The organism is Halorubrum kocurii JCM 14978, assembly GCF_000337355.1.
Lineage (GTDB): Archaea > Halobacteriota > Halobacteria > Halobacteriales > Haloferacaceae > Halorubrum > Halorubrum kocurii.
This window is the reverse complement of record NZ_AOJH01000045.1, coordinates 1-23,330: the sequence shown is the minus strand read 5'-3', so window position 1 is coordinate 23,330 and position 23,330 is coordinate 1. Positions and strand designations below refer to the sequence as shown.

Here is a 23,330-nt window from a genome sequence, read left to right as displayed (position 1 = left end):
CCCATGGCGACACAGAGTTCACACATCGAGTTCGACCCGGGGTTCGAAGACGACCGGCTGCGCGCCGCCTGGTACGCGGTCGTCGCCGTCCTCGTCGCCGTCGGCGCGTACGCGACGTACCTGCGGCTCACGGGCGGGATGGCGAGTACCAACCTCACGAGCATCGTCCCGTGGGGCGCGTGGGTCGCCTTCTACATCTACTTCGTCGGCCTCTCCGCCGGCGCGTTCCTCGTGAGCACGATGGCCAACGTCTTCGAGGTCGAGGGGATGCACCGGATCGACCGCGACGCGCTGTTCGCGGCCGTCATCAGCATGGCGGTGGCGCTGCTGTTCGTCTGGATCGACCTCGGCCGGATGGACCGGATGTACTTCCCGTTCCTCTGGCGCCAGCTGACCTCGGCGCTCTCGTGGGAGGTCCACGCCTATGTGGCCTACATCGGGATTCTGGTCACGGAGCTGTACTTCTCGATGCGGATCGACCTCGCGCGGGTCGCCGACCGCACGTCGGGGCTCAGAAAGCGGTTTTACGCGGCGCTCGCGCTCGGTCGACTGGACACGAGCGAGGCGTCCCAAGCGTTCGACCGGCGCTGGCTCAAACGGGCCGGCGTCCTCGGTATCCCGCTGGCGATCTTCATGGTCCACGGCGGCACCGGCGTGCTGTTCGCCGTCTCGAAGGCCCGCCCGTACTGGAACAGCGGGCTGTTCCCGGTGATATTCGTCATCTCGGCGCTGCTCAGCGGGACCGCGCTCGTGATGGTGATCTACGTGCTTCGGACCCGGCTGTTCGACGGCGAGTCGGTCGACCCGGACCTGCTCGACCGGCTCGCACAGCTGCTGATCGGCTTCATCGTCATCGACGCCGCCCTGACCGCCATCGAGACGTTCATCGCGATCGCCAGCGTCCACCCCCACGAGATCGAGACCTGGCAGGTCATCATGTACGGCCCGATGTCCTGGTCGTTCTGGTGGTTCATGATCGGCTTCAGCTGGGTGTTCCCGATGGTCCTGCTGAGCAAGAAGTCGTGGCGGCGCACGCCGGCGGTGATGGTGCTCGCCGGACTGAGCGTCGTCGTCGGGATCGTCGCGGTGCGGTTCAACATCGTCGTCCCGGCGCAGGTCATGCCGGTGATGGAGGGGCTCCCTCACGGGTCGTACTTCCCGACGCTCGTCGAGTGGGGGACGAGCGTCGGCATGATCGGCGTCGGCCTGCTGTTGTACACGCTCGGCGCGGAGACGCTGCCGTTGACGCCGCTTACCGGAGGTGACCACGAATGAGTACTGACGATTCGGGCGAGGACGGCGCGAGGGTTTCGCGCCGCGACTTCGTCAAGGCGGCCGGGAGTATCGGAGTCATCGCGGCGGCGAGCAACGCCGCGGTCAACGTGGACGTCGACGACCTGTGGACGGACGACGAACACCACTACGTCGGGAACGAGTACGGCGAGTACGGCGCGAGCGACGTGATACACACCACCTGCGGACAGTGTAACACGTTCTGTCCGATCAAGGTCCAGCTCGCGGACGGGAGCGGCACCGGCGAGTACAGCTCGCTCGTCCGGAAGCTCGCCGGGAACCCGTACTCGTTCCTCAACACGCAGCCGTTCTCGCAGGTGCCCTACGAGAGCGACCCGGAGGACGTGGCGATGGGCGACGTCGAGGGGAGCGGCGACGTCGCCACCGACCGCTGGTCGCTCTCCGGCGGCCGGATCTGTTTAAAAGGACAGGCGGGGATTCAGACGGCTTTCGACAGCTACCGCGTCCGACAGCCGATGAAGCGCGTCGGTCCGCGCGGCTCGGGCGAGTGGAAGACCGTCTCGTGGGACGAGGCGATCCGGGACATCGTCGAGGGCGACGAGGACCTCGGCCACCCCGGACTGGAGGAGATCTGGGGGTACGCCCCACAGGAGGCGGTGATGAGCGACTGGGAGGCCGTCCAGAACGGCGAGCTCTCCAAGTCGGAATTCGACGACCGGTACGCCGACGAGCTCATCGACACCGACCACCCCGACCTCGGCCCGAAGTCCAACCAGATCGTCGACGTCGGCGGGTTCCGCCGGAACTTCATCCGGACGCGGCTCTGGCACCAAGGGTTGGGGTCGATAAACAGCGTCCACCACGCCGGGACCTGCGGCGTCTCGAGCGTGATGGGCAACGTCCGCTCCCACGGCGCCAAGAAGAAGCGGCAGTACCCCGACATCGAGAACTGCGAGTACCTCATCGCGTGGGGGACCAATCCCATGGTCGCCAACAAGGGTCCGACGTGGCTCGCACCGAAGCTGACGAACGCCATCGAGGACGGGATGCGGATGGACGTCGTCGACCCGCGCCTGTCGAAGACCGCGGAGAAGGCCGACACGTGGGTGCCCGTCGAACCCGGCGCGGACGGGGCGCTCGCGCTCGGGATGGCGCGGTGGATCATCGAGAACGACCGCCACGACCTGGCGTACCTCCAGAACCCCTCGCGGTCGGCCGCGGGCGATGACGACGAACCCACGTGGAGCGACGCGACGCACCTGGTCCTCGTCGACGAGCCGGCGGGACCGAAGGCGCGCGCCGCCGATCTCGGGCTCGTCGCGGAGGACGCCGAGACCGCCGACGACTTCGTCGCCGTCGACGCGGCGACCGGCGAGCCGAGACCCGCGAGCGAGGTCGACACGGCCGTTCTCGACGTCGACGTGACGATCGACGGGACGGCGGTTCGCAGCGTCTGGAGCCAGTACCGCGAGCGCGTCTTCGAACACACCGTCGAGGAGTACGCCGAGATGGCCGGCGTGCCGGCCGATCAGATCGCCGAGATCGCCGACGAGTTCACCAGCCACGGCAAGCGGGCGGCGATCATGGCCTACCGCGGTCCGGCGAAGCACACCAACGGCTTCTACAACACGCGGGCGATCGCCACCCTGCAGCACCTCATCGGGAACTACGACTGGAAGGGCGGCCAGATCACGCCCTACGCGGGCTACGACACCATGTCCGGCCGGTACGAGCTCGGCTCGGTCCCCGACGGCCACTCGCCGTGGGGGATCCCGCTGCTTCGCGGCGGCGTCAACTACGAGGACACCTCGCTGTTCGACCGCGACGGCGGCTACCCGGCGAAGCGCCCGTGGTTCCCCGTCGCGCCGCCGCAGGCGACCCAGGAGCTCTACGGCAGCGCCGCCGACGAGTACCCCTACGGCGTCGAGGCGCTGTTCATCCGACCGTACTCGAACAACCACGTGATGGCCGTCGCCGGCGGCGACGAGATCCCGGCGATCCTCAAAGACACCGACACGATCCCGCTGATCGTCGCCTCGGACACGGTCATCGGCGAAACGAGTCAGTACGCCGATTACATCCTGCCCGAGCCGACCTACCTCGAACGGTGGGAGAACTTCGGGACGTACCCGAACAAGCGGCTGGCCGACGAGAAGATCAGCCAGCCGGCGGTCTCGGTCGTCCCCAACGCGCGTCCGTTCGAAGACGTGCTCATCGAGCTGTGGTCGGAGCTGGACCTGCCGGGCGTCGGCGAGGACGCCATCCCCGACGCAGACGGCGGTCTGTGGCCGCTCGAACAGGCCGAGGACTTCTACCTGAAGCTCGCCGCCAACATCGCGTACGCTCGCGACCCGGTCGCGGACGCGAGCGATGACGAGCGGCGGGTGTTCCGCGAGAGCCACGAGAGCGGCCTCGGCGAGCAGTTCGACCTCGACCGCTGGCGGGCGGCCGTCACCGACGAGGAGTGGCCGAAAGTCGTCACCGTGTTGAACCGGGGCGGCCGCTTCGAGGAGCCGACCGAGGGCTACGACGAGGCGTTCACCGAGCACGGTCACGGGTACGACTACGCCGAGCGCGAAGACGACTCGAACGCCTACGACGGCGAGCACATGCGGTACAAGCTCGAATCGCGCGTCGACTTCTACAGCGAGGTCGTCCCGAGGGGCAAACACTCCTTCACCGGCGAGCGGTTCGACCCGCTCCCGCGGGTCGACGACGTCGAGCACTACGACGGGACCGTCCAGGCCGCGGTGAGCGGCGACGACGAGCCGGAGCGCCCGCTCCGGCTGATCAACTGGAAGCCGCGGACGCAGGGGATGCACCGCACCCAGAACAGCCCGTGGCTCCGCGAGACGCGCCCGGAGAACCCCGTCTGGATCAACCCCCAGGACGCCGAGGAGCGCGGTATCGAGAACGGCGACGAGATCCTCATCGACGCGGGTCGCGGGACCGCAGACGCGGTCGCGATGGTCACGGGCGGGATCCGACCCGGCGTCGTCGGCGCGATGTGGGGCTGGGGTCGGACCGGCGGCGGCGCGACGGCCGAGACGGTCGACGGCGAAACCCGGTCGGCCGTCGAGGCCGACGGCCACAGCGACTACCAGTTCGACGAGCCGATGACCGAGGAGGCCGGCTACGCGAAGGGGCGCGACGCCGGCTTCGCGATCAATCACATCCAGCCGCTTGACGAGGAGCTCGGCGACACCGGCCTCTCGGACCTGGTCGGCGGGAGCAACGCGCAGTACGACGCCTTCGTCGACGTGGAGCGGCGGTGATCCGTATGTCCGGACACACAGACACAGACGCGGACGCCGGCCGCGACGAGGCGGCGATGGCGACGGCCCGCGCCCGGCTGTACGGGCTGCTGGCCGCGACCTTCGACGGCGAGGCCGAAACGGCCGCTGACGCGCTCGATCGAGGGGCCTTCGCGGCCGTCGCCGAGGTGTTCCCGATCGACATCGACACGGCGGACCTGCGCGGCGACGGATACGATGCCGACTCGCTGGCGATCGGGTACGACAACCTGTTCGTCGTGCCGGGGACCCACTACGTCCCGCCGTTCGCGTCCGCCCACGCAACCGATCCGAGCGAGGCGTTCGAGTCCGACTCCCGGTATCACACCGCCGGGGAGGCCGGGGAGCTCCTCGGCGATCCGGCCGCCGACATGGCGCAGTTGTACGCCGCCGCCGAGTTCACGCCAGAGCGCGGGGACGAGATCCCCGACCACGTCGCCGCCTGCTTCGAGTTCATGCGCGCGCTCTGCGAGCGGGAGGCCGCGTTGCTCGACGGCGACGGACCCGAAACGACCCTCGAGGCGGTCCGCGAACTCCAGGCTCAGACGCTCTCTCGTCTGGGGTGGATCGACCGGTTCGAGGAGGCCGTCGCGAGCCGCGACACCGTCGAAGGCGTTTTCGCCGCGATCGCTCGCCTCGCTCGGACGTTCACCGCGTGGGACGCACAGGAAGTCGTCCCTGCTGACCGACAGCCGTCCGAAACAACACCCTCGTAACTAACTAACAAATGACAACAACAGACATCTCAGCCGCCGATTTCCGTGACCGCCTCCGCGCCGTCGACGACCCGGCGCTCGACACCGACATCGTCAGCGCCGGCCTCGTCACCGACGTCACCGTCGACGACGGGACCGCCGCCGTCGAGCTCGCGCTCGGCGCGCCGCACGCGCCGGACGAGGCCGCCATCGCGGACCGCGTCCGCGAGGTCGCCGACGACGCGGGGATCGACGCCGAACTCTCGGCGAACGTGCCGCTGTTCGACTCGGCAGAGTCGTCGGTCCTGCCCGGCGTGAAAAACGTGATCGCCGTCGCCTCCGGGAAGGGCGGCGTCGGGAAAAGCACCGTCGCCGTCAACCTCGCCGCCGGCCTCGCCGACCGCGGGGCGAACGTCGGACTGTTCGACGCCGACGTGTACGGCCCGAACGTTCCCCAGATGCTCGGCGCCGACGCCGACCCCGAGGTGACGACGGTCGACGGCGAAGACCGGATCGAACCGCCGACCGCTCACGGGCTCGAACTGATGAGCGTCGGACTGCTGATCGACGACGACGACCCGGTCGTCTGGCGCGGCCCGGTGGCACAGAACACGCTCACGGACCTCTTCGACGACGTGGCCTGGGGACCGCTGGACTACCTCGTCGTGGACCTCCCGCCGGGGACCGGCGACGTCCAGCTGACGGTGCTGCAGAACCTCCCCGTCACGGGGACGGTCGTCGTCACGACCCCCCAATCCGTCGCGGTGGGAGACACCCGCAGGGGTATCGAGATGTTCGGGGAGTACCAGACGAACGTGTTGGGCGTCGTCGAGAACATGAGCGGGTTCGTCTGCCCCAGTTGCGGGGACACGCACGACATCTTCGGCGAGGACGGCGGCCGGACGCTCGCCGATGCGGTCGACGTCCCGTACCTCGGATCGCTGCCGCTGGACCCGGCCGTCCGCGCGGGGGCCGACGACGGCGAACCGATCGTGTCCAGCGACGAGGGCGACACCGCGGCGGCGTTCCGGGACTTGGCGGCGACGGTCGCGAACAAAGTCGGAGTCCTCCGACGTCACCACCGACAGCAGCAGCGAGAGCCGGAGCCGATGTGACACCGCAGCCGGAGCCGCGCTGAAAAACCGGGGGCGGCCGATAGAGCGGCCCCGGAAGCGATCGAGAACGCCGCCGAGAAAACCGACCGCGACGAGCGCGCTCCGAGACAGCGCCGTTACGACGGCCGGCCGTTCAAAAGGGGGTGTCGAAGGTTACGACGGGTCCTCGAACCGTCGCGTCCGGACGCGGGCGTCCTCGGGAGAACGGGTGGTTTTTTCCGGCGGTGACACCGTTCGCCACCCATGGACGATCCCTCCATGTTCCCGTCCGAGTCGGGCGAGTACGACATCTCGACCGTCAACCTCAGCGACGACCGCTACGAGGTCAAACAGTCGCTGGTCCGGAACAAGTACACCGTCCGCGACAGCGCCGGCGACGCCGTGGTCCGCGGGAAACAGAAGATGTTCAAGCTGAAAGAGGAGTTCCCGTTCGTCACCGACGACGGCGAGGACGCGTTCTCGGTGAAGGCGGGCGGGATCATGGACATCGCGGGCAACTACGCCATCGTCGACGCGGGCACCGGCGAGGAGGTCGTCGTCTTGGACGAGGACTACTCGCTGTTCGTCGAGAACTGGACGGTCCGCGACCCCGAGACGGGCGAGGCGCTGGCGACGATTCGATCGAAGAACAAGGTGCTGGCGGCGCTCCGCCACCTCGTCGGCGCCGCGAACCTCGTCCCGAACAAGTACGAGATCTTCGACGCCGACGGCGGCCACGTCGGCGACATCGAGGGGCAGTTCTCGATGCGCGACGCCTACACCGTCACCGTCGACGACGCGAGTGACGTGCCGAAGGAGGCGGTGATCGCCGCCGCGTGCGTCCTCGACGCCCTGGAGAACCAGTAGCGGCGTTCGATGTCGGAGGCCGCAGCGGCGTTCACGTCGGAGGCCGCAGCGGCGTTCACGTCGGAGGCCGTCCGCGTCGCCTACTCCCCGCCCAGCTTCGTCTCGCCGACGGCGTCGTGGCCCTCGATGACTTCCGCGCCGCCCATGTACGGGCGGAGCGCCTCGGGGACGGTGACGGTGCCGTCGTCGTTCTGGTAGTACTCCAGGATGGCGACGACGATCCGGGGGACCGCGAGCCCCGAGCCGTTCAGCGTGTGGAGGAACTCCGCGGACTCGTGGTGCTCCTCGCGGTACCGAATCTGAGCGCGGCGCGCCTGGAAGTCCTCGAAGTTCGAGACGGAGGAGACCTCGAGCCAGCGGCCTCCCTCATCGGGCCCCTCGTCCATGTCGTCGGCGGGCGCCCACACCTCGATGTCGTACTTCTTCGCCTGCGTGAACCCGAGGTCGCCGGTGCACATCTCCAGGATGCGGTAGGGGAGCTCGAGGCGGCGCAGCACCTCCTCGGCCTCGTCGACCAGCCCGTCGAAGCGCTCGTCGCTCTCCTCGGGCCGCACGAAGTTCACCATCTCGACCTTGTTGAACTGGTGGACGCGGACGATGCCGCGCGTCTCAGTGCCGTGCTCGCCCGCCTCCTGCCGGAAGTTCGGCGTGTACGCCTGGTATTTAAGGGGAAGATCCTCGCCGAGCAGGATCTCGTCGCGGTGGAGGTTCGTGACGGGCACCTCCGCGGTCGGGAGCAGCCAGAGGTCGTCGTCGTCGTACGCCTCCTCGTTGGTCCCCTCGACGCGGTAGGCGTCCTCGGTGAACTTCGGCAGCTGTCCGGTGCCGCGCATCGACGCGGAGTTGACCGGAATCGGCGGGAACACGTCCTCGTACCCCTGCTCGCGGTGGACGTCGAGCATGAACTGGATCAGCGCGTGCTCCAGCCGCGCGCCGTCGCCCTTCGCGACGTAGAAGCCGGCGCCCGCGACCTTCGCGCCGCGCTCGAAGTCGAGGATCTCAAGCTCCTCGCCCAGGTCGTAGTGCGGCTCCACGTCGTCGGGCAGCTCCCGGCGGTCGTCGAACCCCTCGCGGCGCCGCTCGATGTTCTCCGACTCGTCGGCGCCGACCGGTACCGACTCCTGGGGGATCTGCGGGAGTTCGAGCAGGGACTCTTCCAGCTCGGCCTCCAGCTCGTCGGCGCGCTCCTCGATCTCTCGCAGCTCCGACTTGAGCTCCTGGGAGCGCTCGATCGCCTCCTGGGCCGCCTCCTCTTCGCCGGCCGCTTTCAGCTCGCCGATCTTCGAGGAGACCTCGTTGCGCTCGTGCCGGAGGTCGTCGCCGCGGCTCTTCAGGTCCCGCCACTCCTCGTCGACGTCGAGTATCCGGTCGAGGTCGACGTCGACGCCCTTGTTGGCGAGCGCCTCGCGGACGACCTCGGGGTTCTCCCGGACGAACTGTCGAGACAGCATTTGCCTGGAGTTCCGCGGGGCGACCCAAAACCGTATCGGAGCGTCGGCACCGGATGGCACAGTGCGGCGTCCCCGTCAGGGGATGAACGCGAAGTTCGCGACCACCATGAGAAGCGCGAGTCCGGCGACGACGACGCCCATGATCCGCATCAGCAGGATCCGCGTCTCGCTCGGCTCGATCCGCTGCGTCGAGCCGTCGGGGGAGCGCAGCTGCCACGCGGTCATCCGTCGGGGGAACGCCGCCATCGCCAGCGCGCCCGCGGCGACGAGGAGGGGGACGGCGACGAAGAACAGCCGGAACGGTGCGGGGAGCATGCCCGGACGTTCGCCGCGCGTGTCAACAAAAACTTGCGGTGCCGAGCGGCGAGGCCGGCCTTCCGGCGGCGCCGAGCGCGCCCAGTCAGTACCCGCCGGGCAGCGCCATGCCGATCGCGAGCGCGACGAGGGGGACGGCGGCGACGACCGCGTACCAGAGCCCGGCGGCGACGAGGAGCGCCCACGTCCCCGGGCCGTACCCGGTCGGGTCCCAGTCGACGCCGAGACGCGGGAGCCCGACCACGGCGAGCGCCGGGGCGACGAGGCCGACGGCGACCCCGCCGAACAGCGCGGTGTCGAGGAACCCCTCGCTCCAGCCGGGGCCCGCCGAGTTGACGAGCCCGACCGTGAGCAGCAGGCCGGCGAGGTACGGGACCGACAGCGCGAGCGCGACGCCGACGTACGAGGGGACGAGCCGGCCCGCGGGCGGTAACGCGACGAACAGCGCTCGGAACCGCGCCGCGATCAGGAACGGGGTCCAGAGGACGGCGGCGGCGACCCCGGGGAGCGCGAGCAGGGCGATCGTCCACAGCCAGCCGGTCGCCTCGCCGGCCGCGCTTGCGAGACCGAGGACCATACGCCGTCTCTCGCCGGACGTGTCAAACGCTTTGTGGTGGTGCGAGAGCGATTTGCGGTGGCCCGGATCACCACGGTTTAATCGGCGCGACGCGAGCGCGTACCCATGCTCATCACGGGTGCGGAGCTGGCCGACGGGCGGGTCCGCGACGTTCGGGTCCGGGGAGAGACGATCGACGCGGTCGAACCGACGAACGCGGAACTCGACGCCGACGCGGGCGAACGCGTCGTCGACGCGCGGGGACGCCACCTCCTGCCCGGCGCGGTCGACGTTCACGTCCACTTCCGCGAGCCGGGCGCGAGCCACAAGGAGACGTGGACCTCGGGTTCGCGGGGCGCGGCCGCGGGCGGCGTCACGACCGTCGTCGACCAGCCGAACACGTCGCCGCCGACCGTCGACGGCGACGCCTTCGACGAGAAGGCCGACCTCGCCGCCCCGTCGCTCGTCGACTACGGGATCAACGGCGGCGTCACCGGCGACTGGGACCCCGAGAGCCTCTTCGAGCGACCCCTGTTCGCGCTCGGAGAGGTGTTCCTCGCGGACTCCACCGGAGACATGGGGATCGCGCTGGACCTGTTCGAGGACGCCCTCGCAGAGGCGGCCGCGCGCGACGCCCCCGTCACGGTCCACGCGGAGGACGAGACCCTGTTCGACGAGGGCGCGCTCGACGGCGACCTCGGCGGGACGGGCACCGCGGCGAACGCCGACGCGTGGTCAGCTTATCGGACCGCCGAGGCGGAGGCGGCGGCGGTCGAGCGCGCGCTCGACGCCGGCGCCGAGAGCGACGCGCAGGTGCATATCGCGCACACGTCGACGCCCGAGGGGATCGACGCGGTCGTCGCGGCGCGAGAGGACGCGACCGGAGACGCCCCGCCCACCTGCGAGGTGACGCCGCACCACCTTTTCCTGTCGCGCGAGGACGCGCGCCGGCTCGGGACGTTCGGGCGCATGAACCCCCCGCTCCGCTCGGAGGAGCGGCGCGCGGCCGTCTTCGAGCGGCTCCGCGACGGCGACGTCGACGTGGTGGCCACCGACCACGCGCCGCACACGGTCGCGGAGAAGCGGCAGGGGCTCGTCGACGCGCCGAGCGGCGTCCCGGGCGTCGAGACCCTCTATCCGCTTCTCTTAGAGTCCGTCCGGAAGGGGAACCTCTCCATAGAGCGCGTCCGCGACGTGGTCGCCGCCAACCCCGCGTCGATCTTCGGGATCGAGGGGAAAGGGCGGATCGAGCCGGGCGCGGACGCCGACCTCGTCCTCGTCGACCTGACGAACCCCCGCGAGATCGAGGCCGGCGCGCTCCACGGCGCGGCCGGCTGGACCCCCTTCGAGGGGCTGCTGGGCGTCTTCCCGGAGCTGACGACGGTCCGCGGCGAGGTCGTCTACGAGCGCGACCCGGTCACCGGTGCGGAGTCGTTCGGCGAGCCCGTCGGCCGGAACGTGCGGGAGCGGTAGGTCGCGATCGGGGTTTGAGACGAGGGTCGCGGTGTGAAACTCATCCGCCGGTCGGATATCCGCGAGACGCTCCCGCGGGACCGATCCGTGTTCCGCGAACCGACGTTTATTACCGTCAGAACGGAGTCAGTCAGTGTGGATGCTCCACGATCTCGGTGTCGTCGGACAACTGTACACCGGCGTCTTCGCGCTCAGCGGTATCGTCTGTTTCGCCGCTATCGGTCGGGCGCAGAAGTTTCAGGACCCCGATGTCCGCCGAGGGCTCGTGGGGTTGCTCGTCACGTCCGGCGGGTGGGCGCTCCTCAGGGCCGCCGGGTTCCTGCTCCCCGATCCGTTCCGCGTGCCGACGTACATCGTCGGGCTCACCATCGGGTTCGGCACCGTCTGGGCGTGGCTCTACTTCTGTTCCGCCTACTCCGGACGGACCTACCACCGCGACACGTCGCTACGACGAGCGAGTGCGGCCGTCTTTCTCACCGTGGTCGCGATCAAAGCCACGAACCCCATCCACGGGGCGTACTTCACCGCGAGTGAGGTGTCGACGCCGTTCGTACACCTCGCAGTGGAACACAACGTGCTCCACTGGACCGCGACAGGCCTGTCGTACGTGCTGTCGGCGGTGGGGCTGTTCATCATCTTCCAGCTCTTCTTCGAATCGGGGTACGACACCCGGCCCCTCAGCGCGCTGTCGGTCCTGATCGGGCTCCCGGTCGTGTTCGACATCGCCGCTCAGTTCACGCCGCTGCTCATCAACATCATCTACGCGCCCATCGGCGTGGCGGTGTTCGCGGTCGGCGTGCTGTTCGTCTTCGAACGCCGCTTCCTCGCGGTACAGCGGGCGTCGTTCGATGACGGCCTCTCCATCTATCTCGACGAACGGGGGCGCGTCCGCGACTACTCGGCGAGCGTCGGGGAGGTGTTCCCGGAGCTCGGCGAGTCGACGGGCGACCGCCTCGCCGAGGCCGTTCCGTCGGTCGTCGAGGCCCTCGAGAGCGACGACCAGATCCTCGAGCGCGAGCGGGCGGGCGGCCCGCGGTACTACTTCGTCTCGACGAGCACCGCCACGCTCGGCGACGCCGGAGCGCAGATCGTGCTGCTGTCGGACGTGACCCAGACGGAGCGCCAGCGCCGCCAGCTCGCCGAACGCGAGGCCGAAGTCAACGAGCAGAACGAGCTCTACCGGGGCGTCATCGACGTCAGTTTCGGCTTCGTCTTCCGGATCGACGAGCAGGGCCGGTTCACCTTCGCCTCGCCGTCCGTGGAGGAGTTCCTCGGCTACTCGCCGGCGGAACTCGAGGGGCAACCGGTTTCGGTCACGCTCCCGGACGAGGCGACGGTCGAACGCGCGTGGGAGGAGATCGCGCCGATATTCGACGGCGAGCGCAACACGGTCCGGGACTTCCCGCTGGAGACGAAAGCCGGGACCACAGTGTTCACCGACGTGCGAGGCGTCCCCATTTACGAGGGGAGCGTTCCCGCCGCCGAGCGAACGACGGACGACATCGTCGGCGTCCAGTTGATGGTGCGTGACGCGACGAAACGCCGGGAGCGCGAGGGGCTCATCAGCGTCATCAACCGCGTGCTGCGCCACAACATGCGGAACAAGATGGGCATCATCACCGGGTACGCGGAGATGCTCGAAGGCCGACTCAGCGGCGAGGACGCCGAGAAGGCGACGAAGATCAGGGGCACGGCCGACCAGCTGCTCGACCTGACCGAGTCGGCGCAGCGTCTCGAGGAGTACCGGGAGCTGTCGCCCGAACTCGAACCGGTCGACATCGTCCCGCTGCTCGAGGACACCGTCTCGGAGCTGCGGATGCAGCACCCCGAGGCGTCGGTGACCATCGACGCGCCCGACGCCGTCGTCGCGGAGACCCACGAGCGCCTGAAGACGGCGCTGTGGGAGGTCGTCGAAAACGCCGCGAAGCACGGCGGTGACCCGCCAGTCGTCGACATCGACGTGACCGTCACCGAGACGGACGTGACGATCGCCGTCAGGGACAACGGACCCGGACTCCCCCAGGCGGAACGGGACGTCCTGCGGTCGAGCGTGGAGACGCCGCTGGTTCACGGCGAGGGCCTCGGTCTGTGGCTGATCCACTGGATCGTCACCAGCCTCGACGGCGAGCTCGAAACGACGGCTGGGGACGAGGGGACGACGGTCGCGATCCGCCTCCCGAAAGCGTCGTGAGCGACGGCGACGATCGCTTATAAACGACCGACAGTGACGCCGCTCGTTCGCTTATAAACGACCGACAGTGACGCCGCTCGTTCGCGTATACACAACAGCCAAACCGATCCGCTTTATCGGCTCCCCGTCGCTCACCGCTGAGTCCGTACTGACCACGTCGGGCCGGAGCGAGTCACGCGACGACGAGTGCCGCGGGTCCGAGAGCCGTTTCCAAACCCGTCGGGGTCGGTCAGAGACGCGCGCTGCCGACGCCTCGGCGGAACGCATATGCCGCTTCCACCCTAACCCGCTCCATATCCATGACTGTGGGGATCACTCGCACGGTTGCCCTCCGGCGGGTCGGCGCGCGCTCGGACCGCGGTGTCGCCGCCGCGGAGACCGGCGCGCGCTCGGACGGGGCCGCCACGCGCGGACCGCGGACCGCGGTCCGCGAGGACGGGCGACGCCATGACTGACCCGGGAGAGTCGGGGCCGCTGGGGGCGGGCGTCGGGGAGAGCGACTCAGGGACGGTCGCCTCGGACGACGGCGCCGCCGGAGACGCCGCGATGGAGCCCGCGGCGGTGGCCGAACTCGCGGAGCGGATCGCCGACAACGTCGAGGCGGTGATCGTCGGGAAGCGGGAGGCGGTCGAGCACGTCGTCGTCACCCTGCTGGCCCGCGGCCACCTCCTCGTCGAGGACGTGCCCGGCGTCGGGAAGACGACCCTCGCGAAGGCGGTCGCGCGCTCGATCGACGGCTCGTTCAAGCGCGTCCAGTTCACGCCGGATCTCCTCCCCTCCGACGTGACGGGCGTCAACGTGTTCGACCAGCGCACCGACGAGTTCGAGTTCCAGCCGGGGCCGGTGTTCGCGAACGTGGTGCTCGGCGACGAGATCAACCGCGCGCCCCCGAAGACGCAGTCGGCCCTCCTCGAGGCGATGGAGGAGCGGCAGGTGACGACCGACGGGGAGACCCGGCGGCTCCCGGACCCGTTCTGCGTAATCGCGACGCAGAACGACGTGGAGCCCGGCCAGACGTACGACCTGCCGGTCGCCGAGGTCGACCGGTTCACCAAGAAGATCCGGCTCGGCTACCCCGACACGGACGAGGAGGCCGAGATCATCGGGCGGATGGCCGGCGACCACCCGGTCGAGTCGGTCGAGCCGGTGGCGGCGATCGACGACGTTCGGCGCGCCCGGGCGACGGTGGGCGCGATCGAGGCGACCGAGGAGCTGCGCCGGTACGTGGCGCGGTTGGCGGTCCACACCCGGCGGAACGCCCGCCTCGGCGTCAGCCCGCGCGGGAGCCTCGCGCTGTTGCGGGCGTCGCAGGCGCGTGCCGCGCTGGACGGACGGGGCTACGTGATCCCGGACGACGTACAGACCGAGGCGCCGACGGTGTTCGCCCACCGGATCCGGTCCGACTCCGGCGGCGCCGACGGCGCCGAGATCGTCGCCGACGCCCTCGACCGGGTGCCCGTGGAGTGAGCCGATGCCGAAGGCGACCCTCACCCGGCGCGGTCGCGTCGTCGGCGCGGCCTGCGTGGTCGGCGGTCTGCTGGCGCTGGCGGCGGGCGGGCGCGCGCTCGACGCGGTCGTCCTCCCGGGAGTCGTCGCGCTCGTCGCCGGCTACGTCCAGCTCGCCCGGGTCGAGGACCCCGACGTGCGGCGGGTGCCGCCCCCAGACGGGTTCGTCGGCGAGCGACACGAGGTCCGGATCGAGCTCCGGTCGGCGACCGCGGGGGCGTCGGGGACGTATCTTGGGGCAGTCGTCGACGAGACCGACGCCGGGCTGGAGGGCCCGGACGCCCCTATCCGCGCGTCGATCGGCGAGGGACCGGTGACGTACCGCGTCCGGTACGTCCGGCGCGGCGAGCGCCGGCTGGGCCCCGCTCGGGTGACCGCGACGGACGTGTTCGGGCTCTTCGACCGCGAGGTCGTCGTCGACGACACGGACACGGTGACCGCGTACCCGGTGTGTCACCCGGTCCCGGCGCGGTTCCGCCGGGAGCTGTACGCCGACGACGCGGTCGGCGTGAGCCGGCAGCGCGAGGAGTTCGACCGGCTGCGGGAGTACGCGCGCGGCGACGCCCTCCGGGACGTGCACTGGCCGACGACCGCGAAGCGCGACGAGATCGTGGTCAAGGAGTTCGCCGCCGAGACGCGGCGCGGGCGGGTGTCGATCGCCGGCGAGACCGCCAGCGAGCGCGAGGGGGCCGACGCCCTCGCGAGCGCGGCCGCGAGCCTCGCGCTCGCCCTCCTCGACGACGGCGTCCCGGTGGACCTGACGCTGCCGGCGGGGAGCGTGTCGGTCCGCCCGGGGCCGCAGGGGCGACGCGACGCCCTCGAGCTGGCCGCGGTGACCGGGCCCGGGTCGGTCGCCGTCGACGACGCCGACGTGACCGTGATCGCCGACGCCGACGGCGCGAGGTACCGGACCGGGGGCCGAACCGTCGCCGTCGACGACCTCCGCGCGTCCGCGGGCGACGACGGGCCGGGGACGGGAAGCGGACCGGACGCCACTCGCGCCTCCGAGCCGGAGGTGAACGGGCGATGAGCGGTCGAAGCAGCGGCGACCGGCGGCGGGTCGCCGCCGCGGGGCGGCGCGCGTCGGGGGAGCTTCCGGACCTCGGCCGCGAGGGTGCCGACGAGCCCGCGGACGACTGGAGCGGGTTCGCGGACCCCGCGGTCCTCGGCGTCGCGCTCGTCACGACGGCGTACCTCGGCGTGTTCCTCGCGGCGACCGACGTGGTCGGCGGGACGGTGCGGACCGCGGCGGCCGTCTCGGTCGCGGGGGTCGCCGGCGCGGCGCTGGCGCGCGTCGTCACCGAGCGCACCGCCGTGCGGCTGACGGGGGCGCTGTTCGCCGCCGCGCTCGCCGGCTACTACTTCGCGGTCCCCGCGAGCCGGCGCGCGCTCTTCTCGGTCGAGACGGTCGCAGTCGACGTGGTGTCGCTTCTGACCGGGCTCTCGATCCTCAGACTCGCGTCCGCTGACGCGTGGATCCTCGCGGTCGCGCCGGCGCCGACGTTCCTCGTCGCGTACCTGGCCGGACGGGGACGCCACGTCGGCGCGACCGCGGTGGCCGGCGGGACGCTCGGGTTCCTCGTGGCCACCGGCGACGCAGGAGGGTCGGCCGCGCTGGTCGGCGTCATCGGCGCCGCGGTCGCGGCCGGGCTCTCGACGCTCTCGACGCCCGACGCGCTCCGGACCCACGGCGACCGGCTCGCCGCGGTGCTGGCGGCGATGATCCTCGTGAGCGCGACGGTCACCGTGTTACCGGCCGGCGCGGCGCAGCCGTGGGGGGCCGACCGCGGCACGACGCTGGAGTCCTCGCTCGGCGGCGGCGACGAGGTGGCGGTCGTCGGACCGGCGCGGCTCTCCCCTCAGGTGCGGTACGAGATCGAGAGCCCGGTCGCGTCGAACTGGCACGCCGCCGCCTACGACACCTACACCGGCGACGGCTGGGTGCGATCGGGCGAGCGGTCGACGTTGGACGGCCCCCTCGACGGCCCGCCGGGCGAGGCGACGACGGTGAACGTCACGCTCACCGCGCGGACGGAGTCGACGGCGCTGCCCGCGCCCTGGCAGGCCGTGGCCGTGCGCGGCGCCGGCGCCCCGACGGTGCAGGTCGACGACCGCGGGACGCTCCGGCTCGGCGCCGCGCTGCGCCCGGGCGAGGCGACGACCGTCGAGAGCCGGGTGCTCGACGCGGAGCCCGCCGAACTCCGGAACGCCAGCACGGAGTACGACCCCGCGATCGAGGACCGGTACACGCAGCTCCCGGAGAGCACGCCCGACCGCGTCGGCGAGCGCACCGAGGCGATCGTCGAGGCCGCGGACGCCGAGAACCCCTACGATCGGGCCGTCGCGATCGAGCGGTACCTGATCGAGGAGTACGACTACTCGCTCGCGGTCGAGAAGCCCGAGGGCGACGTGGCCGACGCGTTCCTCTTCGAGATGGACGCGGGCTACTGCACGTACTTCGCCACGACGATGGTCGCGATGTTGCGCTCGCAGGGGATCCCCGCGCAGTTCGCGACCGGGTACTCCGAGGGCGAGCGGGTCGGCGAGGACCGATACGTCGTCCGGGGGCAGGACGCCCACGCCTGGGTGAAGGTGTACTTCCCCGAGCACGGCTGGGTCGAGTTCGACCCGACCCCGCCGAGCGAGCGCGACGAGGCCCGGAGCGAGCGCCTCGCGGAGGCCCGCCAGACTGGCCAGGCGGGCGTCGACACCGAGGCGTCGGAGCCGACCGACGAGCCCGACGAGCCGACGCGGACGGACTCCGACGCGGACCCCGAGACGGACGCGGCCGACGACGCGCGGTCGGACGCGAACGGGAGCAACGGGACCGCCGGGGACGGCGCGGGCGACGCCGCCGGGATCGACACGGCCGTCACGGAAGGGGGCTTCTCGCAGGAGCGGCTGGTCCGGAACGGGACGCCGGCCGGCGGCGCCGACCCGGGCGCCGGCGACGACGGGCTCCCACTCCCGTCGCGGGAGGCGGTCGCGTACTGGCTGTTCGTCGCGACCGTCGGCGTCGCCGGGGCCCGGCGGCTCGGCCTCGCCGGGCGCGCGCGCCGCGCCGTCCGGATACGGATCCCCTGGGGGGGCGGCGAGCCCGTCGACGACGTGAGGCGGGCGTTCGCGGACTTGGAACACCTGCTCGCGCGGCGCTACCGCGAGCGGCGGCCCGGCGAGACGCCGCGGGCGTACCTCGACGCCCTCGCGCTCCGCGGCGCCGACGAGCGGATACGAACCGTCGGCGAGGCGTACGAGCGGGCGGCGTACGCCGGGACGGTGAGTCGCGCCGAGGCGGACGAGGCGCAGCGGACGGTCCGGCGGCTCGCGCTGGAGCGGACGCCCCTGCTCGGCCGGCTGTTCGACGGGGAGTGAGCGCGGGCCGCCCGCCGTGTACGGCGCCCGCACTCCCGACACTATTTAATACGGGCACCCTGTAGTTTCGGCCGTAATGTCGGAAGTCTGCTCGACGTGCGGACTGCCCCAGGAACTCTGCGTCTGCGAGGACGTCGCGAAAGAGTCCCAGCAGATCAGCATCCGCATCGACGAGCGCAGGTACGGTAAGGAGGTAACGGTCATCGAAGGATTCGACCCGAAAGACGTCGACATGAGCTCTCTCTCGTCAGACCTCAAGTCGAAATTCGCCTGCGGCGGCACCGTCGAGGACGGCGCCATCGAGCTGCAGGGGAACCACTCGGGTCGCGTGGAGGACTTCCTCCGCGACAAAGGCTTCAACGTCGCGTGACCGTCACCTAATCGTCCGTCGTCGAGCGAATTGCGCGTTCGTGTCGCGGGTTTTTTCAGCGACCTCCTCCGGTGAGCCGCCGCACCGTCGACCGATTTTTAGGTGATTTTTAAGCGATCAGCGCCGCCCGCCCGACGACGAAGGCGGCCGCCGCGAGGAACGTCCCGTACTTGAACCGCTGTTGCGCCGCCGTCGGGTCGGCGAACGCCTCGTAGCAGGCGTACAGCATGACCGCGTCGGCGACCCCGACGAGGAGGAGGTAGGCCCCGCCGAACGTCCCGGAGAGGTACGGGAGCGGGCTGGCGGCGACGGCGACGCCGAGCGACCCGGTCGCGACCCACAGCGACCGCCGCTCGCCGATCGCGATAGGGAGCGTCCGGAGCCCCTCCTCGCAGTCGCCGACCACGTCCTCGACGTCTTTGATCACCTCGCGGGCGAACGTCGAGAGCCCGGCCAGCAGCGCGAGGACGACGGCCGCCTCGGGGCGGCCGACGGCGGCGCCGCCGAACAGGAACGTCGACCCGACGAGGTACGAGACGAGAGCGTTACCGAGCCCGGGTGTCCCCTTGAAAACGGTCGTGTAGGTGACGAGGGCGACGAGGTTGACGCCGGCGATGGCGAGGGCGAGCGCGGGGAGCGCCAGCGCGAGCGCGACGGCGACGGCGAACCAGGCGCCCGCGGTCCCGAGCGCCCCCCGCGGCGAGACCGCGCCGCGCGGGATCGGACGGTCGGGCTGGTTGATCGCGTCGATCTCGCGGTCGAAGTAGTCGTTGATCGCGTTGCCGGCGGCGACCGCAAAGGCGGTGGTGGCCGCGGCGATCGCCGCCGGGGCGAGGGCGTCGCCGGCGCCGGCGACAAACGCGCCGGTCGCCGTGAGGGCGGCGGCGGCGACGCAGTTTCCCGGGCGTGCCAGTTCGAGGGCTCCGCGTGCTGTCTCGCGCACGTCGTCTCCGTGCACCGCGGCCCGGCACATAAACGGCGCGGGATCCGGTGGAGACGCGGGGACGCGGGCCGAGCCGACGCCCGCACCGCGCGTTCTCGAACACTGGGGATCCGCCGGGCGGCTAAGCCGGCGTGGGGGCAAGCGACGCCATGGCCCAAGTCGCAGGGGACGGGCGCCGGCTCCGCGTCGATCTCGACATCGACCCGAGCGACGACTGGGACTGCCCGATCGTCGCCGAGACCCCCGACGCGACAGACGTGGCCGTCAACGCGGTGGGTCGCGAGTGTATCGTCGACGTGCAACCGAGCGACGGCGACGGGGTGCTTCGCGCTCGCGGCGAGGTCTCCGACGATTGCCTCTGTCGGGTCTTCCAGCGGTTCGGCTGCGTCCCGCACGTCCAACGGGTCGAGGACGGCACGGTGCTCGTGACCACCTACGTCGACGACCGGGACACGGTCCGCGACGTGGTCGGCGCGCTCAGGGAGACGCTCGATCACGTTCGGCTGGTCCGGCTCGCGGTCGTCGAGGGGCCGGAGGCGACCGAGCAGGTGACGTTCGACCTCTCCGCGCTCACACCGAAACAGCGGGAGGGGCTCGAACTCGCGGTGGTCCGCGGCTACTTCGACGACGACCGGGACGTGGGGCTCGGCGAGCTCTCGGCCGAGCTCGACATCAGCAAGTCCGCGCTCTCACAGCGGCTCCGGAGCGCGCAGGCGAAGCTCGTCACCGACATGTTCGACGAGGCCGACCGCTAAGTTGCGCGCCGTTCGGTTTTAAAATCTTCCAGTAATAAATCGCGACACGGAGGGGGATAGAGGCCGTCCGTCGACGCATGTGCGACCCCCACACCGAACCTCCGACCTCGCAGACGCGAGACGGCGGACGCGACGCCGCGGACGAGACCGGCGGGAGCGTCCCTCCCCCGGTACGCGACGACGTGACCGTCGAACTCGTCCGCGACGCGATCGGCGTCGCCCGCGGAGAGCGCTCCGACGAGCGCTTCTCGGAGAAGTACGGCACCGCGACCGACCCGACCGGCGAGCGCGATCCGACGCCCGCCGACGGCGAGCGACCCGACCGGTAGCTCAGTCCGCGTCCGCCGCAGTCCCGCCGCGGATGCGGCTCAGGGCGGCGTCCCCGTCGCGTTCGGCCTCGGTGAGGTAGCACTTCGGGTCGGGCGCGAACGGGTCGTCGTGCGCCGCCAGCGCGCGGAGCCGCGAGCCGCCGCGGCAGACGCTCTGGTACGCGCAGTCGGCACACCTCCCGGAGAGGTGGTCCTCGCGGTCGCGGAGCGCCCCGAGCAGCGGGTTCGACTCGTCCGACCAGATCGCGCCGAACGAGCGGTCGCGGACGTTTCCGGGCGAGTATCCCTGCCAGAACTGCGTGAGGTGGACGTTGCCGACCGGGTCGACGTCGGCGACGCGCTCGCCGGTCGGGTCTCCGCCGTTGCGTTCGAGGTACCGGTAGATGAGCCGCGCCCGGTCGGTCCCCATCTCGCGGTCGGCGTACTCGACGAGGTGGCCCGCGTCGGCGTAGTTGCCGACGAGCAGCGTCTCGATCTCCTCGCCGGCGTCGTGGTACTCTCGCGTGAGATCGCACAGGTCGGTGACGGCCTTCCGCGTCGCCTCGGGGCTCAGGTCCACGTCGGAGATGTCGGCGCCGCGCCCGCCGTAGTCGAGGTGGTAGAAGCAGAACCGGTCGACGCCCACGTCGACGAGCAGGTCGACGACGCCAGCGAGGTCGTCGACGTTGTGTTCGGTGATCGTGTACCGGAGGCCCGTTTTGAGCCCCACGTCGAGACACGCCTCGATCCCGCGGACGGCGGCGTCGAACGCCCCGTCTTCGCCCCGGATCCGGTCGTTGCGCTCCGGGAGGCCGTCCACCGAGACGCCGGCGTACTTGAGCCCGGCCTCCTTCAGCTCGCGGGCGTTCTCGCGCGTGAGCAGGGTGCCGTTCGTCGAGAGGACGGGTCGGACCCCGCTGTCGGCGGCGTAGGCGACCAGTTCGGGAAGGTCCTCTCGGACGAGCGGTTCCCCGCCGGAGAAGAGGAGCACCGGCACGCCGAACGCGGCGAGGTCGTCGATGAGCGCCTTCCCCTCCGCGGTCGACAGCTCGTTCGGTGCCCCCTCTTGGTCGGCGGCGGCGTAGCAGTGCTCGCAGTAGAGGTTACACCGCTTCGTGGTGTTCCAGACGACCACCGGGCGCCGCTGTTTGTCGTCCGTGATCTGCGGCTTCTTCGAGTCGCCGGCCGCGTCGTACCGGAGCCCGTCGCTCTCGGCGTCGAGGCCGCAGAGGAGCTTGCTGACGGAGATCATTCGGACTCCTCCGCGTCGTCGACGGGCGCCCCGCCGCACGAGACGGTCGGGGTTCCCTCGGTCTCCTCGTAGACGCGCGGCTCGTCGGAATCGCTTCCCCCCGCGTCGACGCCGCCGGGTCCCCCGTCGCGGCTCGCTTCGGCGTCCGCTTCGTCGCTCGCGAGCGACTCGGCGGAGTACCGGTGCGTCTCCTCGGCAGGACACACCCACACGTCGCGGGCGTACCACGCGAAGAGCTTGCTCGCCTCCTCGTGGGCGGCGTCGGGCGTCGGCGCCGCCACGGTGCCGACGTGCCGGAGCGGGTCCGCCTCCTCCTCGCGGACGAACACCTCGAAGCGCCGGCCGTCCGCGGAGCGTGCCCCGTCCGATCCGCCGGTTCGGTCCGTCTTCTCGACCATACCCGGAGTACGCACGACTCACCGAACCCGGTTTCGCGGGTTCCCACGGCCGCGAAATGCGCCCGAACAAGTTCGGATCATAAATATATAAACCGGTCTCGCGGGGGACGGATGAGCGGGCCGACGGGAGCCATATAAATCCTCTCAGTATGCGAAATCGCCGCCGCGCGGCGACGCGGTCTCGAAGGACGTTCGGTTTCAGCGTGCCGGGCGCCGGCAGATGTGGCCCGGCGGGCGGTCGTCGAGATTCCCGTTTCGGCCGCGATCACGGAGCGCGGCGCGCCCAGTATCGGAGTATAATACATCAAATATTACTAGAAGATTAAATCTGAATAGGTTACCCTCATTTATTAAAGAAACCATAATAAGTTACGAACAGTCGTTTATACGCATCACACTTATCTTCGTGGTCTCTGAAGAATAGTTTGATGAGTTCAAAACAAGACGACCTCAGGGAGACAGACACCGAGGCCCGCTTCGAGTTCAAGAAGGAGGAGAAGTCCGCCTTCCAGACCGAAAAGGGCCTCACCGAGGAGACGGTCCGNGAGACAGACACCGAGGCCCGCTTCGAGTTCAAGAAGGAGGAGAAGTCCGCCTTCCAGACCGAAAAGGGCCTCACCGAGGAGACGGTCCGCGTCATCTCGGAGGACAAAGACGAGCCCGAGTGGATGCTCGAGCGCCGCCTCCGCGCGCTCGAGCAGTTCCAGGAGATGCCGATGCCCACCGACTGGCCCGGCCAGCCCGACCTCTCCGAGGTCGACGTCGACGAGATTATCCCGTACATTCGGCCGGACGTCGACGTCCGCGCCGGCGTCGACGACTGGACCGAACTCCCCGACGAAATCAAAGACACCTTCGACAAGCTGGGCATCCCCGAAGCCGAGAAAAACGCCCTCTCCGGCGTCGGCGCCCAGTACGAGTCCGAGGTCGTCTACCAGAACATGCAGGAGCGCTGGGAGGAGAAGGGCGTCATCTTCTGTAACATGGACGAGGCCGTCCAAGAGCACGAAGAGCTCGTCCGCGAGCACTTCATGACCAAGTGCGTCCCCCCGAGCGACAACAAGTTCGCCGCGCTCCACGGCGCCATCTGGTCCGGCGGCTCGTTCGTCTACGTCCCCGAAAACACCACCGTCGACATGCCCGTCCAGGCGTACTTCCGGATGAACTCCGAGGGGATGGGCCAGTTCGAGCACACGCTCATCATCGCCGAGGAGGGCTCGGAAGTCCACTACATCGA

20 protein-coding genes and 1 pseudogene are annotated in these 23,330 nt (G+C 70.4%); 15 read left to right on the top strand and 6 right to left on the bottom strand.

Features of this window, described 5'->3' with window-relative positions:
• Positions 1–3 precede the first annotated feature (3 nt).
• The 5 genes from nrfD to C468_RS06545 all read left to right on the top strand — a co-directional run bounded on the left by nrfD (position 4) and on the right by C468_RS06545 (position 7,203).
• Positions 4–1,275 (top strand): NrfD/PsrC family molybdoenzyme membrane anchor subunit, encoded by a 1,272-nt coding sequence (nrfD, locus tag C468_RS06565; protein WP_008848102.1) that lies wholly within the window; start codon positions 4–6, stop codon positions 1,273–1,275.
• On the top strand, positions 1,272–4,529 hold the full coding sequence (locus C468_RS06560; RefSeq protein ID WP_008848101.1) for a molybdopterin-dependent oxidoreductase: 3,258 nt from the start codon (positions 1,272–1,274) through the stop codon (positions 4,527–4,529). The genes nrfD and C468_RS06560 overlap by 4 nt, the downstream gene beginning before the upstream one ends.
• Positions 4,530–4,534: 5 nt before the next feature.
• A complete protein-coding gene (locus C468_RS06555) occupies positions 4,535–5,263 on the top strand; it encodes a TorD/DmsD family molecular chaperone (protein WP_008848100.1) in 729 nt (242 codons plus the stop codon).
• 11 nt (positions 5,264–5,274) lie between these two features.
• Complete coding sequence (locus C468_RS06550; protein WP_008848099.1) at positions 5,275–6,357, top strand: Mrp/NBP35 family ATP-binding protein; 1,083 nt, start codon at positions 5,275–5,277, stop codon at positions 6,355–6,357.
• Between the two features lie 243 nt (positions 6,358–6,600).
• Positions 6,601–7,203 carry a hypothetical protein gene (locus C468_RS06545; protein WP_008848098.1) on the top strand — a complete coding sequence of 201 codons (603 nt, stop codon included), beginning with the start codon at positions 6,601–6,603 and terminating at the stop codon, positions 7,201–7,203.
• Positions 7,204–7,283: 80 nt separating this feature from the next.
• Here C468_RS06545 and serS read toward each other — a convergent pair whose 3' ends face one another.
• From serS to C468_RS06530, 3 genes are all read right to left on the bottom strand, one after another.
• Complete coding sequence (gene serS / locus C468_RS06540) at positions 7,284–8,654, bottom strand: serine--tRNA ligase (protein WP_008848097.1); 1,371 nt, start codon at positions 8,652–8,654, stop codon at positions 7,284–7,286.
• A 75-nt stretch (positions 8,655–8,729) separates the two neighbouring features.
• On the bottom strand, positions 8,730–8,969 hold the full coding sequence (locus tag C468_RS06535) for a hypothetical protein (protein ID WP_008848096.1): 240 nt from the start codon (positions 8,967–8,969) through the stop codon (positions 8,730–8,732).
• An 85-nt stretch (positions 8,970–9,054) separates the two neighbouring features.
• Positions 9,055–9,546 carry a hypothetical protein gene (locus C468_RS06530; RefSeq protein ID WP_008848095.1) on the bottom strand — a complete coding sequence of 164 codons (492 nt, stop codon included), beginning with the start codon at positions 9,544–9,546 and terminating at the stop codon, positions 9,055–9,057.
• A 105-nt stretch (positions 9,547–9,651) separates the two neighbouring features.
• Here C468_RS06530 and C468_RS06525 point away from each other — a divergent pair, with 105 nt between their 5' ends.
• From C468_RS06525 to yciH, 7 genes are all read left to right on the top strand, one after another.
• Positions 9,652–10,998 (top strand): dihydroorotase, encoded by a 1,347-nt coding sequence (locus C468_RS06525; protein WP_008848094.1) that lies wholly within the window; start codon positions 9,652–9,654, stop codon positions 10,996–10,998.
• 139 nt (positions 10,999–11,137) lie between these two features.
• Positions 11,138–13,189, top strand: a complete 2,052-nt coding sequence (locus tag C468_RS06520) for an ATP-binding protein (RefSeq protein ID WP_008848093.1) — start codon at positions 11,138–11,140, stop codon at positions 13,187–13,189.
• A gap of 299 nt (positions 13,190–13,488) precedes the next feature.
• A complete protein-coding gene (locus C468_RS18360) occupies positions 13,489–13,644 on the top strand; it encodes a hypothetical protein (protein WP_161609724.1) in 156 nt (51 codons plus the stop codon).
• Positions 13,637–14,656: an AAA family ATPase gene (locus tag C468_RS06515; protein WP_008848092.1), complete on the top strand. Its 1,020-nt coding sequence runs from the start codon at positions 13,637–13,639 to the stop codon at positions 14,654–14,656. Before C468_RS18360 ends, C468_RS06515 begins: the two co-directional genes overlap by 8 nt.
• A 4-nt stretch (positions 14,657–14,660) precedes the next feature.
• Positions 14,661–15,725, top strand: coding sequence for a DUF58 domain-containing protein (locus C468_RS06510; RefSeq protein WP_008848091.1), 1,065 nt, complete (start codon positions 14,661–14,663; stop codon positions 15,723–15,725).
• A complete protein-coding gene (locus C468_RS06505) occupies positions 15,722–18,067 on the top strand; it encodes a transglutaminase domain-containing protein (protein WP_008848090.1) in 2,346 nt (781 codons plus the stop codon). The genes C468_RS06510 and C468_RS06505 overlap by 4 nt, the downstream gene beginning before the upstream one ends.
• Positions 18,068–18,143: 76 nt before the next feature.
• A complete protein-coding gene (gene yciH / locus C468_RS06500) occupies positions 18,144–18,437 on the top strand; it encodes a stress response translation initiation inhibitor YciH (RefSeq protein WP_004046732.1) in 294 nt (97 codons plus the stop codon).
• A gap of 109 nt (positions 18,438–18,546) precedes the next feature.
• On the opposite strand, the gene C468_RS06495 is transcribed toward yciH, so the two are convergent.
• Complete coding sequence (locus C468_RS06495) at positions 18,547–19,410, bottom strand: geranylgeranylglycerol-phosphate geranylgeranyltransferase (protein ID WP_008848089.1); 864 nt, start codon at positions 19,408–19,410, stop codon at positions 18,547–18,549.
• A 119-nt stretch (positions 19,411–19,529) separates the two neighbouring features.
• On the opposite strand from C468_RS06495, the gene C468_RS06490 reads away from it, so the two are divergent.
• Both C468_RS06490 and C468_RS06485 read left to right on the top strand, forming a co-directional pair.
• Positions 19,530–20,135, top strand: a complete 606-nt coding sequence (locus C468_RS06490) for a helix-turn-helix domain-containing protein (RefSeq protein ID WP_008848088.1) — start codon at positions 19,530–19,532, stop codon at positions 20,133–20,135.
• Positions 20,136–20,212: 77 nt separating this feature from the next.
• Complete coding sequence (locus C468_RS06485; RefSeq protein WP_008848087.1) at positions 20,213–20,464, top strand: hypothetical protein; 252 nt, start codon at positions 20,213–20,215, stop codon at positions 20,462–20,464.
• Position 20,465: 1 nt separating this feature from the next.
• On the opposite strand, the gene C468_RS06480 is transcribed toward C468_RS06485, so the two are convergent.
• Positions 20,466–21,695, bottom strand: a complete 1,230-nt coding sequence (locus tag C468_RS06480; RefSeq protein WP_008848086.1) for a TIGR04347 family pseudo-SAM/SPASM protein — start codon at positions 21,693–21,695, stop codon at positions 20,466–20,468.
• Positions 21,692–22,093: an Htur_1727 family rSAM-partnered candidate RiPP gene (locus tag C468_RS06475; protein WP_008848085.1), complete on the bottom strand. Its 402-nt coding sequence runs from the start codon at positions 22,091–22,093 to the stop codon at positions 21,692–21,694. Before C468_RS06475 ends, C468_RS06480 begins: the two co-directional genes overlap by 4 nt.
• A gap of 428 nt (positions 22,094–22,521) precedes the next feature.
• Here C468_RS06475 and C468_RS06470 point away from each other — a divergent pair.
• A pseudogene (locus C468_RS06470) lies at positions 22,522–23,330 on the top strand (Fe-S cluster assembly protein SufB); the annotation flags it as partial.